We start from the raw sequence: 15,475 nt of genomic DNA on the forward strand, positions 1-15,475 counted from the left end.
GCGGGTGCCTCTCGGATCATTCCCCGCCTCGTGCGCGCGCCGTCCACGCCGGTCCGCGGATGTGCCACAGCGGTCGCATCCGCGCACCGGGGGCCGGTTGTCCCGACGGCATCGGTTCAGTCGTGGACGAGGGCGTGGATGCGGCGGGCGGCGAACGTCAGGCACAGGCCCGTGATCGCCAGCAGGTAGCCGACGTGCCAGAGCAGGTGGGGGCCGGGGTCGCCGACGCAGATGCGGCGGAGCAGTTCGACCGCGTGGTACAGGGGGGTCAGCTCGACCAGGATCTGTGCGGCGCCGGGGTAGTCCTGGACGGGCGAGAAGGTTCCGGAGAACAGGAACAGTGCCATCTGGGCGGTGGTGAGCGCGTCGAAGTCGTGCCAGCCGCGCATCAGGGTGCTGGCCGCCAGACCGAGCGCGGCGAACGCGATCACCGCCAGGACGGACGCCGGGAGGGCGAGCAGCGCCCAGCCGGGGGTGACCGTGCCCAGGAGCACCATCGTGACCAGGAACAGCCCGCAGTACACCGCCCCGCGCAGGGCGCTCCACACCACTTCGGCGACGGCGACCTCCGCCGGGGTGACGGGGGTGACGAGGACCGCTTCGTACACCTTGGACTGCCGGAGCTTCGCGAAGAAGGCGAAGGTGACGGTCGAGAACGCCGCCGTCATCGCCGAGGTGGCGAGCATGGCGGGGGCGACGAAGTCGGCGTAGGGGATCCGGTGTCCCTGGTAGGCGATGTCCTTCGCGATGAGGCTGCCGACCCCGAGGCCGATGGACAGCAGGTAGAACAATGGCTCGACCAGGCCGGCCAGGACCAGGAGCCAGGCCGAGGGCCCGGTCTGCATGGCTCGTGCGTTGCGTCTGACCACTGCGGCGGACCGGTGCGCGGAGAAGCGTCCGGCGACGGCGTGGGTGAGCATGGTGCCTCTCTCAGCTCGCGAGCCGACGGCGGAAGGCCGCCTCGGCGCAGATCCAGCCCGCCACCGCCCACAGCAGCAGGTATCCGATGTGCCAGGCCACCGGCCAGGCGGGCGGGGTTCCCAGGCTGGCGGCGCGGCACAGCTCGACGCCGTGCCACAGCGGCGAGGCGTGGGCGAGCTGCCGGAAGCCGTCGGGGAGTTCACCGACGGGGAAGAAGACTCCGGCGAACAGGGTGGTGGGGATGACGACGAAGCGGATCAGCAGTTCGAAGTAGCCGTCGTTGCGGATGGACGCCGCGAACGCCATGGTCGGTCCCGCGGCGCCCGGGGTGAGCAGCGCGCACACCAGGGGCACGGTCAGTGCCCAGGGCGAGTGCAGCGCGCCGAAGGTCCAGGCGATGGCCAGGAACGCGGCGACGGACAGGGTCACCACGCACAGGAGGTACAGCAGCCAGCCGGCGATCATGTCCCGGATCGTCACGCGTGTGCCGCGCATGGCGTGGATGCCGCCGACCCATTCGAATTCGCTGAGGACGCCGTACGTCGACTCGTTGGCGGCGATCTGGTACGCCGTCGCGGCCAGGATGCCCGGGGCGATCCAGTCCAGGTAGGGGACGCCGTCGACCTCACCGACGTAGCCGCCCACCCCGGCGCCGATGCTGACCAGGAACAGAAGGGGCAGGGCGAAGAAGGAGAACACCGACGCTTTCCAGAGCCGGCGGTACAGGAGCAGGTGCCGTTCGAGCACGGCGAGGGAGGGCTGGACCATCGCTACTCCACCAGTGCCCGGCCGGTGAGCCGGAGGAAGACGTCTTCGAGTGTGGACCTGCGTACCAGCACACTCGCCGGTCGCAGTCCGCGCCGGTGCACTTCGTCCACGACCGCGTCTCCGTCCCGGGCGTAGACCAGGACGCGGTCCGCCAGCGGGTCGACGCGGTCGCCGATGCCGTCCAGCCTTCCGGCGTAGGTGTCAGCGGCGTCGTAGCCGAAGCGCAGCTCGACCACCTCGGGGCTGGAATGCGTCGCGATCAGCTCCCGCGGCGATCCCTCGGCGGCGATCCGGCCACCGTCCATGATCACGAGCCGGTCGCACAACTGCTCCGCCTCGTCCATGTAGTGGGTGCTGATCACCAGGGTGGTGCCGCGTTGCTTGAGCCGGAACAGCCGCTCCCACAGCAGGTGCCGGGCCTGGGGGTCCAGTCCGGTGGTCGGCTCGTCCAGCAGCACGATGTCGGGTTCGTTCGCCAGAGCGCGGGCGATGGTGAGGCGGCGCTTCATCCCTCCGGACAGGGACTGCACCCGGTCCCCGGCCCGGTCCTCCAGCCGGGCGAACTCCAGGAGTTCGGCCGCCCTGTCGAGCGCCCGTCTCCGGGACATGCCGAAATACCGCGCGTACGTGGTGATGTTTTCGAGAACGGTCAGATCCAGGTCGAGATTGTCCGTCTGAGGGCAGATTCCCAGCCGTTCGCGGATCCGGGTCTGCTCGCGGGCCGGATCGCGGCCCAGGATCCTGAGTTCGCCGCCGGACGGTACGCTGACACAGCTCAGCATGCGCATGGTCGTTGTTTTCCCGGCGCCGTTCGGCCCGAGCAGGCCGAAGGCGACTCCCGCGTGCAGGTCCAAATCGATACCGTCGACCGCGGTGAATTCACCGAAGCGCTTCACCAGGCCCCGGGCCCGTACGAGAGCGGGTCCGCCCTGGTTTTCGGCACACGTGTGCCCCTGTTTTCCCATTGCGCTGTCCTCCGAAATCCCGCACTTGCGCGGCGGGCGTCACCGGCAAGCTACCGAATTGAATTCCGAAACAACAGCCCGTTCCCGCTTCGGGATTCAGCGCTGCCGACGAGAAACAATCGGGTTCTTCCCCGGTGAATTCCAGGCGGGCGAGTCCGGGGAGAGGTGGGACTGTGACGGCGGTCGGGGGTGGTAGTCGCTCTTCCCGTGGTGGAGTCCGAGCCGCTTGCTCGTGGTGCGTACCGAAGGGATGGTCCGCCGCGACCCCACGCGGGCGTCTTCCGGGAATGCGGGCGGGGCGGTCAGGGGCTGTCGCCGACCCAGTCCCAGCGGTCCGGATCGTCCGGGCGGGGTTCGTACAGCGCCCGGCCGCCCGGGCCGAAGCGTCCCAGTTCCGTGCGGAGCACGGCACCGGCGTCCCGCTCGGTCCGGGTCCAGCCGGTGATGTCCAGGAGCAGGCCGTCCAGGGGGCCGCCGACCAGTTCTACGTAGCGCTGCCCCTCGACCGGGCCCGGGCTGCGCGGATCCGCGCCGTAGACCCTGCCGCGCAGCAGCTGCTCATCATCACGGTCCATCCGCACAGCCTCGCAGCCACCACTGACAATCGGACCGGGCCCGATGCCGGACCGCTCACCGGTGCGGACCGAGAACCGCTTCGGCCTCGATCCGGCGGATGGCCTCCAGCGGGTAGGGGACCGTCCGGCTCTCCTGCCGGAACCGGCGGGAGAAGTCCCCCATGACCGCGGCGATCGGCGCGTGCCGGACCAGGGTCGCCGCGATCGACGCGGGGATCCCCTGCGGCGGCTCCCCCCGGGCCCAGGCGCGCACAAACACCCGGCGCTCCTCGGGACCGTGCCCGTAGAGCGCGACGGCCAGCCAGTTCACCAGGTGGGTGGCGGCGTAGGAGCGGTCGTAGGTGTCGTGCCGGGCGACGAAGTCGGCCTCGTCCCGCGCGAGGTCGAAACGGGAGGAGATCGCGAGGCCGTAGTCGGTGAAGTAGAGCCGTCGGCCGTCGGTGAGGATGTTCTCGAAGTGGACATCGAAGTGCAGCAGGCCGCGGGCGTTCATGAACGAGACGCCGGCCGTCAGCTCGCTGACCACCATGGCGCAGGCGCGAGCGGCCGTCCCGTCGTCGGCGCCGATCCGGACGCCCAGCCAGTCGTGCAGGTTCCGCGGGACGTACTCCAGGAACAGGGTGAGGCTCGCCGAGGAATCCCGGAGGGCCTCGATGCGGCGGCGTACGGCCGGGCCGCCGCCCCAGTGCGTGACGGCCCGTTCCACATCGGCCAGTTCCTCGGGAAGCGGCCGGCCGGGGTCGGGCAGCACCCGCCAGTGATGCAGCAGGGGGAAGCCCTCGTGGTCGCCCGCGATCACCCAGTTCGTGGTCATGGTGTGCACGGCCAGCTCCCGCCAGGCGCCGAATCCCGGGCCGCCGATCGTGCCGACGCCGTAGTGGGTGAAGAGGGGCAGCCCGAAGAGATTCGCCGTGGAGTGCAGGTGCTCCGGCCGTAGCTCCAGATCGGTGAGGCGTACCTGTTTGACGAAGACGGGGGTGCCCTCGACCTCCAGCAGGGCCGTCTGCCCACCGATGCCGGAGCCCATCGGGGTGGCGGCGTCCAGGAGTTCGCGGAGTCTGCGGTCGCCGCACAGGGCCAGCGACGTGGCGACGGCGCCGTGGGCCGCCAGGCGGGCACCTCGGGACGGGTCAGGGGTCCTCACCGATGCCTCCAGCCCCCGACATCACCGCCGAGGACGCGCCCGAGCGTACCGTGGAGGCCGTACGGGAGACGCACGGCCGTCCGGCCGGACGGCCCGCCGGGCCGTCTCAGAAGCGGGTGGCGGTCCCGCATCCCGCGTCACCGGACTCCCGCATCCGCGTCTCCATCGACTCGCTCCGGTGGTAGGGGTCGACCTCGGGACCGTCTCCCGGGGGTGAATCCTGGTCCGGGTGCTCCGACTCCGCGGCGAGCGGGGCGCCTGGGTCCTCGTCCCCGAACCACCCGGTGACCCGTCCGGGATCCAGCGCCACGACCAGTACGGCGGCCAGGGCCAGGAGGCCGACCACGTACCGGCCCTTGCCTCCCCGGCGCCGGGGAGGCTGGTGACCGCGCCACGGCTCCGGCGGGCCGCTGCGCTCCTGGAGCCGCCGGGTCACCATCCGGGCGCGCGCGGACGGTTCCTCGGGCACTTCCTCGCCCTTGGTGCCGGGCGCGGGCTCGGCCTCTCGCAGGAAGCGTTCCCACTCCTCGTCCGGTATGGACTCCCCACCCTTGCCCACGCTGGGCTCCCACCCTTCTTCCCCGTCCGACCCCCGTCCGAGCAGGGGCCGGGCTTGTCCCGTGCGTCGTCGCGGTACCGCTCGGTCCGGGACGGCGATCGCCACCGCTCGGGCGGTCGGCCCAGTGATCATAGGCGTGGGCCCGGGGGCACGGGACAGGCCGTCACCGCCGGGGCGGGCGGGGGCCGTTGTGGCCGTCGCGGCGGTGCGGGCCGGGGCCGGCGGGGGGCGGTGTCGCCGGGGCGCTCACCACGGGCGCGGGCCCCGTCCTACGGACGTCCCTTGTCGGGGTACGGGCCGGGAGTTCATCGCGGGTCGGGCCGACGGCCTCGTCCAGCCCTCCTACTGGCCGACGGCCTTCACTGCCTCGGTGGGCGGTGGCGGCCCAGCAGGCGGGGGGTCGATGGGCGGGGCGTCGGTGGGCGTCGGGGTGCGGTAGGCCCGCAGCGGGCCATTGGCCGCGGCCACGGCGGCGATCGCCAGGACGGCCGACAGTCCGCCGGTCACCAGGGAGAAGGAGGCGGAGGTGGCGGACGCGACAAGGCCGCCGCGGAAGTTGCCGAGTTCCGGTCCCGCGACGCCGATCACGTGCTCCACCGACGAGACCCGGCCCCGGTACGCGTCCGGTGTCTCCAGTTGGACCAGGGCGCTGCGGGTGATCACGGAGACGGTGTCGGCGGCGCCGGCCACGGCGAGGCAGCCGAGGGTCAGCCACAGGGGCCCGGCCAGGCCGAACCCCGCCAGGGCCAGGCCCCAGACGCAGGCCGCGGTCAGTTGGACCAGGCCGCTGCGGCGCCAGCGGGTGACCGTGCCGGAGAGCAGGCCGGCCGTGATGCCGCCGACGGCGACGGCCGACAGGAACAGTCCGAGCGTCTGCGGGTCGCCGTCGAAGCGGGCCTCGTTGACCAGCGGGAAGAGCGCGATCGGCATGGCCAGCAGGGTCGCGGAGAGGTCGGTGGCCAACGAGCCCCACAGGGTCGGGCGGCGCAGGACGACGGACCAGCCGCCGCGTTGCGCCCGGGGGCGGCGCGTGCCGTCGTCCGTGGTGGTCCCCCGCGGCTTCATGGCCGGGAGTCGGATCACCGCGACCATCGAGATCGCCACGGCCATCGCCTGTACGGCGTAGGCGGCAGGGAAATCCCAGTGGGCGATGATCAGGCCGGCCGCCGCGGGTCCGGCGAGCATCGCCGCCTGGAAGGAAAGGTTGGTCAGGGCGAGGCCGGCCGCGACCTGGTCCGCGGGCAGCAGCCGCACCGGGAAGGTACGGCGGGCCGGGGCGCCGAGCGCGCTGCAGGAGGACCCGGCGGCGACCAGGGTGAGCAGCAGGAGCACGCTCCGGTTGTCCGCCAGGGCCTGCGCGCACAGCCCCGCCGCCGCCACGAACTGGCCCGCGGTGGTGGCCCGTACCACCGCCCGTCGGTCCACGGCGTCCGCCAGTGTGCCGCCGAGCAGTCCGAACAGCAGCAGGGGCAGGCCGGACGCGAGTCCGATGGCGCCGGTGCCGATCGGGCTGCCGGTCAGCTCCCAGACCTGGGCGAGCACCGCCACGTTGGCCGTCTGGCCGCCGAGTTGGGACATCGAGGTGCCGATCCACAGGTCGCGGAAGGGGCGACTGGAGCGCAGGGGGCGGGTGTCGAGGAAGCGGACGCGTGCCCTCATCGCGGCGGCTCGACCAGGTGGTCGAGGATGCGCCGGCGCATGGAGCGGTGTTCCAGTGCCCCGCGCAGGTCCGCGACCACCTCGGTCAGGGGGTGCGGGACCTCGGCGTCGAGTTCGGCGAGGGACGCGTGCGTGGCGCGCCACTCGGCCTCCAGGAAGGGGACCAGGGCCCGGCCGCGGTCCGTCAGGTCGATCCGCCGGGTGCGGGCGTCCGGTCCCGGCTCCGAGGTGACCAGGCCCTCCTTGCGCATGGCGGCGATCGTCTGACTGAGCGCGGAGTGCGAGCGGTGCAGGGACGTCGCCAGTTCGCGGATCGTGAGGGGGCCGGTGTGGGCCAGACGGATCAGCGGATACGCGAACCGTGGCCGCACTCCGGTGACCCCGCGCTCCACATAGACCTGTTCGATCTCGGCGTCCAGGGCGGCCAGCAGCTCGTGCAGCGCATGCCAGGGGTCGGGCAGGGCTGTGGGGTCGACGTTTGTCACAGCGCTAATATATCAGCGCTCATGTATCAGCGCTCATGTATCAGCGCCCATAAATATCAGGACCGATACAACAGCACCGATGTAATAGCGCTGACACAACAGCGCTCACCTGTGAGCGGTCACACAACGACGCCCCGGCACCACGTGCGTCACTCCCGGCTGCGAGCGCTCGCAGCCGGGATGCCTGGAGTCGGCCGCACGACCGGCCGGTTCGGGATGTCAGACGCGGTAGATGTACAGGTCCCAGAGACCGGACGCGTTGGGCGAGCAGGTGTAGTTGCTCGCACCGGCGTTCGAGACCGCCCACCGACCCGCGTGGTTGCAGCTGGTCGCGTCCGCGTACTGACCCCAGGGAATCCACGCCGTCGGGCCGACGGCGGAGGCCGATATCGTCGGGGCCGCTTCGGCCGCCTGGACCGCCGGGGCGGCCACCAGTCCGGCGACACCGACCGTACCGACCACAGCCGCGGTGGCGAACATCTTGCGCAGGGACATGACGTCGAGCCCTCCCACTTCGTCAGATGCATCGGGGGCCATACCCCCCGATGGCTGAAGGAAGACTGTCCGGACCCACCGGGCACTACACCGCGAAGTCCGCATTCCCTGATGAATTGGCTGATTTCCGGATCATCCGGCTGATAATGTGCGCATCTCGTGAAGATCCGCTCGGCGATCGGCGCGCCTCGGGGATTTTGACGGCCACGCCCGGGCCCGAGGCCCCCTCCCAAGAGGGTCTAGAAGGTCTAGACCATGCTACAACCGACACCCCGAATTCGAGCCATCTCCGCCGTGGATCCTTCGGCGTGACCAAGGGCCGTGCCCGGGCGGGCCTCGCGGGACCGGAGCCGAATCCCGACGGGAACGCTCAGGAACAGGCAGGCTGGTGCCTCTCCCGTGCGCGCGCCGATGTGAGGGCGACGCCCCGACCGAAGGGCCCCCATGAGTCCGACTCTCCGTACCGCCTCACCTCTCCGTATGGGGCTGGGACTCGCCGCCGTCGGGCGGCCCGGCTACATCAATCTGGGGCGGGACCGGGACCTGCCCGCCGTACGCTCGGTCGAGGCGTTGGAGGAGCGGGCCTTCGAGCTGATGGACGCGGCCCATGCCCAGGGCGTGCGCTACTTCGACGCCGCTCGGTCGTACGGGCTGGCCGAGACCTTTCTCGCGCGGTGGCTCGACTCCCGTCCGGACGTCGAGGACGTGGTGATCGGCAGCAAGTGGGGCTACACGTACACCGCCGGCTGGAGCACCGAGGCGGACGTGCACGAGGTGAAGGACCACAGCGTCGCCTCGTACGAGCGTCAGGTCGCCGAGAGTCGTGCCCTGCTCGGCGACCGGCTGAACCTGTATCAGATCCACTCCGTCACCCCGGAGAGCCCGGCGCTGACGGACACCGCCCTGCACGAGCGGTTGGCCGAGCTGGCGGACGGCGGCGTCACCGTCGGGCTGTCCACCAGCGGGCCCGCTCAGGCGGAGACCGTCCGCGCCGCGCTGTCCGTCACCGTGGGCGGACGGCGGCTGTTCGACAGTGTGCAGAGCACCTACAACCTGTTGGAGCCCTCGGCGGGCGAGGCCCTCGCGGAGGCGCATGCCGCGGGTTGCGCGGTCATCGTCAAGGAGGCGCTGGCCAACGGGCGGCTCGCCGATCCGCACACCGTGTCCCCGGAGACGCAGGCGCTGCGCGACGTCGCCCGGGCGGTGGACACGTCGTGCGACGCGGTCGCGCTCGCCGCGGTTCTCGCGCGGCCCTGGGTGGACGTCGTACTCTCCGGGGCCGCCACCGTCGCCCAGCTCGGCAGCAATCTCACGGCGGGGCGGGTTCGGCTCGACCAGGCCCAGTGGGAGCGGCTGGACGGGATGGCCGAGCCCCCGGCGGCCTACTGGGCCCACCGGTCGCGGCTCGCCTGGGGCTGAGCGCCGGGACAGCGTCGGCGGGCACGCGGAGTTTATTCGCACGGACGCACGAAGTACTAGGCCGTTCGTGAGTTCTCCCCCGCTCGCCTCTCCCCGGGCCCGAAGCTCAAGGAGCGGTGCGTGATCGGCGCCGCTTCGACCTGGTAGGGGCTGGGGGCAGAGCGTGACACGAGAAGAAGCACGGCGTGGGGGACCCGAGGAGCAAGCGGTACTGCTGGTGGCCGGGTTGGCCGATCTGGCGGTGAGTACGGTGTTCTCGGCCGTGGGCACCGTACGAGGGCTGCTGGGCAGGTCGGACACGGCGGAACTGGCGGCACAGGCCGAGCACGACCTCATGGCGCGCGGGCGGCTGACGCTGGACCGGTACACCGCCACGCCCCCGGCCTATCTGGAGCAGCTCGCCCGAGTCGCGGTGGAGCGGCGGGCGGGCGGCGATGACTGACCGGTGGGAACCGGCCGCGTTCAAGGCCCGCGTGGACGAGGTGCTGCACCGGTTCGCCGCCGAGGAGGCCGACCAGCTCGCCGCGATCGATCCGCTCCTCGCCCCTGTCGCCGAGCAGGTGGAAGTGGCGGTCGCGAACGGCAAGCGGCTGCGGGCGGCGTTCTGCTACTGGGGTTGGCGGGCCGCCGGACAGCCCGACAGCGAGGCCCTGGTGCGGGCGGCGGCCTCCATGGAGCTGGTGCACGCCGCGGCCGTCGTCCATGACGACCTGATCGACGACAGTCCCTTGCGGCACGGGCGGGCCACCGCGCATGTCGCCCTCCGTCCGGCCCTGGCGCGCCGACCGCGGGCGGATGCCGCCGCACGGTCCCTGGCGATGCTGGTGGGCGATCTGCTGATGGCGCTGGCCGGACAGCTCTTCACCGCCAGCGGGCTGCCCGCCGCGTATCTGGCGCGGGCCCGCCCGCTGTGGTCGGTGATGGCGCGGGAGCTGATCGCGGGCGAGTGCCTGGAGATCCTGCACACCGGCGGCGGACCCGACACTGCGGCGTCGCTGAAGGTCATCCGGTACAAGACCGCCAAGTACACCGTCGAACAGCCGCTCCTCATCGGCGGGGCCCTCGCCGGTGCCGGTGAGCGGCTGCGGGACGGATACCGCGCCTACGGACTGCCGCTCGGCGAGGCGTTCCAGCTCCGGGACGATCTGCTCGGGCTGTTCTCCGCCCCCGGCCAGACCGGGAAGGCCGACGCCGACGACGTACGCGGGCATCGGCCCACCGCCCTGCTCGCGGAGACCTGGCGTCTCGCCGACGGCGAGGACCGCCGTCGGCTCCGGGCGCTCCTCGGCAGACGCCGCCAGGACGAGACGACGCTCGACACCGTCCGCGAGACGATGCGGCGTCTCAAGGCCCCGGAGCGGATCGAGGACATGATCAGCGACCGGGTCGAAGAGGCGCTGTCCGCCCTCCACGGTCTCGGACTGCCCGCACAGGCCGCCACCGCGCTCACCTCGCTCGCCGCCTCGGCGGCCCACCGCCGATCCTGAGCCACCTCGCCCCACCCCACCACAGCGGTCCTCGCCCCACCAGAGCAGTTCCCAATGCCACCCCAGCAGTTCCTCGCCCCACCGGAGCAGTTCCCCACGCCACCCCAGCAGTTCCGCTCGCCACCCCAGCAGTTCCGCACCCGACCAAGCAGTCAAGGAGCCCGCGATGACCGACCCAGACGGAACGACAGCCCCGCTGCGGCACGCCGGTGACGAGTTGGCGGACGCCACGGTCGCCGCGCTCTTCGAGCAGGGACAGGTGGGTACGTTCAACACCCTCATGCGCTTCATGTCCACCGCGGGCGCTCCGCTGCCCGACGGGCTGCCGGACGTGGCCCGGGAGTACCTGGAGGCCACCCGGCATCCGCCGGACTGGGTGGACTGGGCGGAGATGGAGAAGGCCCGCCTGTTCTTCATCGACAACAACGTACACATCTCCACCGCGCTGTCCTTCGCCTCCATGCCCGCCTGCTACGTCGTCCCGCACATGGCGAAGCTCCTGTCCGCCACCCACGGGCTGAAGTACCCGTCCAAGCGGATGGCCGAGACAGGCCAGTTCACCGTCTACCTGATGCAGCCGGAGGCATTCGAGGCCGGTGGGCGTTTCGTGCCCGCCGCCCAGAAGGTGCGCCTTCTGCACGCGTCCATCCGCCACCACCTCGTCCGGGAGAACCGGTGGGACGTCGGGACGCTGGGCACGCCGATCTGTCAGGAGGACATGATCTGCGGGCAGATGTTCTTCTCCCTGCTCGTCCTCGACAGCCTGCACCGCCTCGGCATCCACATGTCGCAGGAGGGCGCGGACGCGTACTACTACGCCTGGCGGGTCGTCGGTGCGATGCTCGGTGTCGACCAGGAGGCGGTCCCCAAGACGCTGGAGGACGCCCGCGGCTTCCTGGACCGCTACCTGGCCCGCCACATGGGTCCGTCCCCGGAGGGTGCCCACCTCACCCGTCAGCTCATCGACCTCTACGAGGAGGTCGTGCCGGGCACGTTCTTCGACCCGCTCGTCTCCGCGCTGATCCGGTATCTCGTCGGCGACATCTGCGCCGACTGGCTGGAGGTGCCGCGCACCGCGTGGGACACCCCCGTGAAGGCCGCGCCGCATCTCCTGGGCGTGCTGGAGACGATCGAGGACCACTCCCCCTTCGCCGCCTGGGCGCTGGACCGTCTCGGCCATCTCACCGCCCGTCTGGAGCTGTCCACCCTCACGCGCGGGCGCATCATGCACTACGCCATTCCGGAGCAGCTGAAGAAGGACTACGGCGTCTCCAACACCGTTCCCCCCAACCGCCGTTGGAGCCCGCCGCCCACCACGGCGTCGTGACCCCGCGCTCCTGTCCGGGGGTGTCAGGAGGCGGCGTGGGCGAGGGCGGCCGGGGTCCGGCAGCCGACGATGGCCGGGGCCTCCTGGACCAGGGTGTCGTCGGTGAGGGCCGCCACCATGAACAGGGCGAAGTCCACCCGGCGGGTGAGGTTGCCGGCCAGCAGCGGATCGCCGACATGGCGGCTCCACACGGGCAGTCCCTCGCTCTCGCCCTCCTCCAGGTCGCTGCCGCGTACGACGGTCCACCGGGTGTCGCTGGCGAACACCCGGCGGCACGCCTCCACCTGGTCGTCGATCTCGGCGGCGCGCAGGAGCTTGCCGATCACGGTGGCCGCCTTGAGGCCCAGGGTGAACAGCCGCGAGTACCGGTCCTTGCCGTCACGTGTGATGTGCCAGCCGCAGGAGAAGACCAGGCGGGCACCGGGCCGCGCGTGGTCGAGCACCGCCTGTGCCGTGCCCGAGGCGTACTGCTGCACCCGCCAGGGCACCAGCACCGTCAGCACCCCGTCGCAGCCGTCGACCGCCCGCCGGATCACCTCCGGGTCGTTGGTGGGACCGGGAACGACAGTGATCCGATCCTCGAACGCGGCCAGCTTCGGCACGCTGCGCTCACGGCACACGCCGACCACCTCGTAGCCGCGCTCCAGCGCGTGCCGGACCATGTACTGCCCGAGCTTTCCTGACGCCCCGACGATGCAGACTTTCTTCATGCGTTGCGCACTCATGGTGTGTTCCCCTCGCCGACCTGCTCACCTTATGTTGTAAGGCACGGTAGCCTTATGGCGTAAGGCTGACAAGCGGGTGAAGGGAAGAGGCAGATGGGCGAGGGAGGCAAAGGGCGGCGCGCGGCCTCCGCACGCACGCCGCTCAGCCGTGAGCGGGTGATCCGTACGGCCGTGGCGGTCGCGGACGAGAAGGGTTCGGCCGCGCTCACGATGCGGGCGATCGCCGCGCCGCTCCGGGTCGAGGCGATGTCGCTCTACCACCATGTGTCGGGCCGGGAGGACATCCTCGACGGCATGGTGGACGCGGTGTTCGCCGAGATCGATGTGCCGCCACGCGACACCGACTGGAAGAGCGCCATGCGCCACCGCGCCGACTCCGCCCGTGCCGCACTGCTGCGCCACCCGTGGGCCATCGGCCTGATGGACTCACGTTCCCGGCCCGGACCCGCCACACTGCGCCACCACGACGCGGTCATCGGCACCTTGCGGACCGCCGGGTTCTCCGTCCCGATGACCGCGCACGCCGTCTCGCTGATCGACAGCTATCTGTACGGCTTCGTCCTCCAGGAGGTGAGCCTGCCGTTCACCGGTACGGCCGAGCAGGACGAGGTGGCGGGGGCCATCGCGCGGAACATGTCCGCCGACCTGTACCCCCACCTCACCGAACTGGCCACCGAGCATGTCCTGCGTCCCGGCTACGACTACACCGACGAGTTCGCCTTCGGCCTCCGACTCGTCCTCGACGCACTCCACCCCGACGAGGAACCCGCCGCGGATGCACCGAGGGGGTGAGCCGTCGCCGGGCCCGGCACGAGTCTGGTGCGTTCCCGGCCTCGATCACCTCGGTCACACCCAACGGCCGAAAGCCCGTTGGACGAACTCCCTGGTCACGGCAGGGCTGTTTAATCTTGTCTAGACCTTTTTTGTCTAGACCTCTTGTGGCGAGAGTGATCCACAGCTACGTTTCCGGCTGTCCAGGTGTAGTTCAAATTTGCGCCAACTCCCTTGACGGGCATGGCCGGAAGGAGCTCCTCCGCATGCATGACCGGAGTCTGTCCAGGCGTACCCTGCTCGCCTCCGCGACCGCGGTCGCGGGCGCCGCAGCCGTGGGGGCGTCCAGTGCTCCCGCCCTCGCCGCCACCGAGCGTCCCAGCGACCGGGACGCCCGCCTCCGCGCGCTCATCGGCAAGATGAGCCTGGAGGCGAAGGTCGGCCAATTGTTCACGGCCTACTTCTACGGCCACTCCGCCGACAACCCCGACCAGAATCATGTGGACTCCAATCTAAGGGAGTTGGGCGTCAGAACCGCCGCCGAGGTCGTCACCAAGTACCAACTCGGTGGTGTCATCTACTTCAGCGGCTGGGCGGGCAACATCCGCGACCCGCACCAGATCGCCGATCTCACCAATGGGATCCAGCGGGCCTCGCTCGCCCTGCCCGCCCGCATCCCCTCCCTGATCTCCATCGACCAGGAGCACGGCGCCAACACCCGGATCGGCAGCCCGGCCACGCAGATGCCCGGCGCGATGGCCTTCGGCGCGGGGCGCTCCACCTCCGACGCGCGTACGGCGGGCCAGATAGCCGGTACGGAACTGGCCGCCCTCGGTATCCTCCAGAACTTCGCGCCGGTCGCCGACGTCAATGTCAACCCGGCCAACCCGGTCATCAACGTGCGTTCCTTCGGTTCCGACCCGAACGCGGTGGGCAAGCTGGTCGCCGCCCAGGTGCAGGGGTACCAGCGCGCCGGGGTCGTCGCCTGTGCCAAGCACTTCCCGGGCCATGGTGACACCGGTGAGGACAGCCACACCCAGCTGCCGGTCATCACCCACACCCGCGAGGAGTGGAACCGGATCGACGCCCCGCCGTTCCGGGCCGCGATCGCCGCCGGTGTGGACTCCATCATGACCGCCCACCTCCAGGTCCCGGCGCTCGACCCGAGCAACGATCCGGCCACCCTCTCCCCCACCATCCTCACCGGGGTGCTCCGCGGCGAGATGGGCTTCGAGGGCGTGATCGTGACCGACGCCCTCAACATGCGGGGCGTGCGCACCAAGTACGGCGACGACCGGGTGCCGGTGCTCGCGATCAAGGCCGGCGTCGACCAGCTGCTCTTCCCGCCGAACATCGGCGTGGCCTGGAACGCCGTGGTCGACGCGGTGCGCAGCGGTGAGCTGACCGAGGAGCGGATCGAGCAGTCGGTGCTGCGCATCCTGCGCCTCAAGGACAAGGTCGGTCTGCTCAACGGCAGCCCGTACGTCTCCCACCGCGAGGTGGACCGGGTCGTCGGTGCCCGCAAGCACCTCAGCACCGCGGACCGGATCGCCGAGCGGACGACCACCCTGCTGGTCAACAAGGACGAGTTCCTGCCGCTGCGACGCCGTCAGCGCAAGCTGCTGGTGGTCGGCGCCAACCCGGTCTTCCCCGCCGACGACACCCGGTTCGCGCTCCCGGCGCTCACCTCGGCCCTCGATGACCTGGGCTTCAGCACGACGGAGATCGTCACCGGTCGCGCCCCCGACGCGGCGACGATCGACTCGGCCGTCGCGGCGGCGAAGGGCCGGGACGCCGTCGTGGTCGCCACCGACAACGTCGGTGCCACCAGTACCCAGCGGACCCTGGTCGCCCGGCTGGTCGCCACCGGTGTTCCGGTCATCCACGTCGCCGTCCGCAACCCGTACGACATCGCCCAGCTCAGCGGGGTGCGGGCCTCGCTCGCCACCTACTGCTGGACCGACGTCGATCTCCGCGCCGCCGCCCGGGTGATCGCGGGCCGGGTCGACCCGCGCGGCAAGCTGCCGGTGCCGGTCCAGCGGGCCGACGACCCGGCGCGGGTGCTGTTCCCGGCCGGTCACGGGCTGACGTTCGACGACTGACCCGGACCGGACGTGGCTCCGGGCGTGTCCTGAGTGGGGGTGGAGCCGCGACGGCTCCACCCCCACTTTTTCT

General features: G+C 71.2%; 16 protein-coding genes. 6 read left to right on the top strand and 10 right to left on the bottom strand.

What is annotated here, in order from left to right; translation table 11 throughout:
* Positions 1-116: 116 nt before the first annotated feature.
* From ACIQNG_RS21045 to ACIQNG_RS21085, 9 genes are all read right to left on the bottom strand, one after another.
* Positions 117-920 (bottom strand): ABC transporter permease, encoded by an 804-nt coding sequence (locus ACIQNG_RS21045; RefSeq protein WP_401486830.1) that lies wholly within the window; start codon positions 918-920, stop codon positions 117-119.
* A 10-nt stretch (positions 921-930) separates the two neighbouring features.
* Positions 931-1,689, bottom strand: coding sequence for an ABC transporter permease (locus ACIQNG_RS21050; protein ID WP_401486832.1), 759 nt, complete (start codon positions 1,687-1,689; stop codon positions 931-933).
* Positions 1,690-1,691: 2 nt separating this feature from the next.
* On the bottom strand, positions 1,692-2,543 hold the full coding sequence (locus ACIQNG_RS21055) for an ABC transporter ATP-binding protein (RefSeq protein ID WP_401435003.1): 852 nt from the start codon (positions 2,541-2,543) through the stop codon (positions 1,692-1,694).
* Between the two features lie 413 nt (positions 2,544-2,956).
* A complete protein-coding gene (locus tag ACIQNG_RS21060; RefSeq protein WP_401435000.1) occupies positions 2,957-3,229 on the bottom strand; it encodes a hypothetical protein in 273 nt (90 codons plus the stop codon).
* A gap of 55 nt (positions 3,230-3,284) precedes the next feature.
* Complete coding sequence (locus ACIQNG_RS21065; protein WP_401486835.1) at positions 3,285-4,373, bottom strand: protein kinase family protein; 1,089 nt, start codon at positions 4,371-4,373, stop codon at positions 3,285-3,287.
* A 106-nt stretch (positions 4,374-4,479) separates the two neighbouring features.
* Positions 4,480-4,932 (bottom strand): hypothetical protein, encoded by a 453-nt coding sequence (locus ACIQNG_RS21070; protein WP_401486837.1) that lies wholly within the window; start codon positions 4,930-4,932, stop codon positions 4,480-4,482.
* Between the two features lie 342 nt (positions 4,933-5,274).
* On the bottom strand, positions 5,275-6,591 hold the full coding sequence (locus ACIQNG_RS21075) for an MFS transporter (protein ID WP_401486839.1): 1,317 nt from the start codon (positions 6,589-6,591) through the stop codon (positions 5,275-5,277).
* On the bottom strand, positions 6,588-7,076 hold the full coding sequence (locus ACIQNG_RS21080) for a MarR family winged helix-turn-helix transcriptional regulator (protein ID WP_401434992.1): 489 nt from the start codon (positions 7,074-7,076) through the stop codon (positions 6,588-6,590). Before ACIQNG_RS21080 ends, ACIQNG_RS21075 begins: the two co-directional genes overlap by 4 nt.
* Before the next feature lie 219 nt (positions 7,077-7,295).
* Positions 7,296-7,571 (bottom strand): hypothetical protein, encoded by a 276-nt coding sequence (locus tag ACIQNG_RS21085; protein WP_401434990.1) that lies wholly within the window; start codon positions 7,569-7,571, stop codon positions 7,296-7,298.
* Between the two features lie 480 nt (positions 7,572-8,051).
* Between ACIQNG_RS21085 and ACIQNG_RS21090 the strand changes: the two genes are divergently transcribed.
* The 4 genes from ACIQNG_RS21090 (at position 8,052) to ACIQNG_RS21105 (ending at position 11,804) form a co-directional block, all read left to right on the top strand.
* Positions 8,052-8,990: an aldo/keto reductase gene (locus ACIQNG_RS21090; RefSeq protein WP_401486841.1), complete on the top strand. Its 939-nt coding sequence runs from the start codon at positions 8,052-8,054 to the stop codon at positions 8,988-8,990.
* A 163-nt stretch (positions 8,991-9,153) separates the two neighbouring features.
* Positions 9,154-9,432 carry a polyprenyl synthetase gene (locus tag ACIQNG_RS21095; protein WP_401486843.1) on the top strand — a complete coding sequence of 93 codons (279 nt, stop codon included), beginning with the start codon at positions 9,154-9,156 and terminating at the stop codon, positions 9,430-9,432.
* Complete coding sequence (locus ACIQNG_RS21100) at positions 9,425-10,477, top strand: polyprenyl synthetase family protein (protein ID WP_401486845.1); 1,053 nt, start codon at positions 9,425-9,427, stop codon at positions 10,475-10,477. Before ACIQNG_RS21095 ends, ACIQNG_RS21100 begins: the two co-directional genes overlap by 8 nt.
* A gap of 166 nt (positions 10,478-10,643) precedes the next feature.
* On the top strand, positions 10,644-11,804 hold the full coding sequence (locus ACIQNG_RS21105; protein WP_401486847.1) for an oxygenase MpaB family protein: 1,161 nt from the start codon (positions 10,644-10,646) through the stop codon (positions 11,802-11,804).
* 23 nt (positions 11,805-11,827) lie between these two features.
* On the opposite strand, the gene ACIQNG_RS21110 is transcribed toward ACIQNG_RS21105, so the two are convergent.
* Entirely contained in the window at positions 11,828-12,514 is a 687-nt protein-coding gene (locus ACIQNG_RS21110; protein WP_401486849.1) for an NAD(P)-dependent oxidoreductase, read from the bottom strand.
* A 108-nt stretch (positions 12,515-12,622) separates the two neighbouring features.
* On the opposite strand from ACIQNG_RS21110, the gene ACIQNG_RS21115 reads away from it, so the two are divergent.
* Positions 12,623-13,321 carry a TetR/AcrR family transcriptional regulator gene (locus tag ACIQNG_RS21115; protein ID WP_401486851.1) on the top strand — a complete coding sequence of 233 codons (699 nt, stop codon included), beginning with the start codon at positions 12,623-12,625 and terminating at the stop codon, positions 13,319-13,321.
* 245 nt (positions 13,322-13,566) lie between these two features.
* The gene (locus ACIQNG_RS21120; RefSeq protein WP_401486853.1) at positions 13,567-15,402 is read left to right on the top strand and encodes a glycoside hydrolase family 3 protein; all 1,836 of its coding nucleotides are present in this window, start codon (positions 13,567-13,569) and stop codon (positions 15,400-15,402) included.
* Positions 15,403-15,475 lie beyond the last annotated feature (73 nt).

It is taken from the genome of Streptomyces sp. NPDC091377 (assembly GCF_044757045.1).
GTDB lineage: Bacteria > Actinomycetota > Actinomycetes > Streptomycetales > Streptomycetaceae > Streptomyces.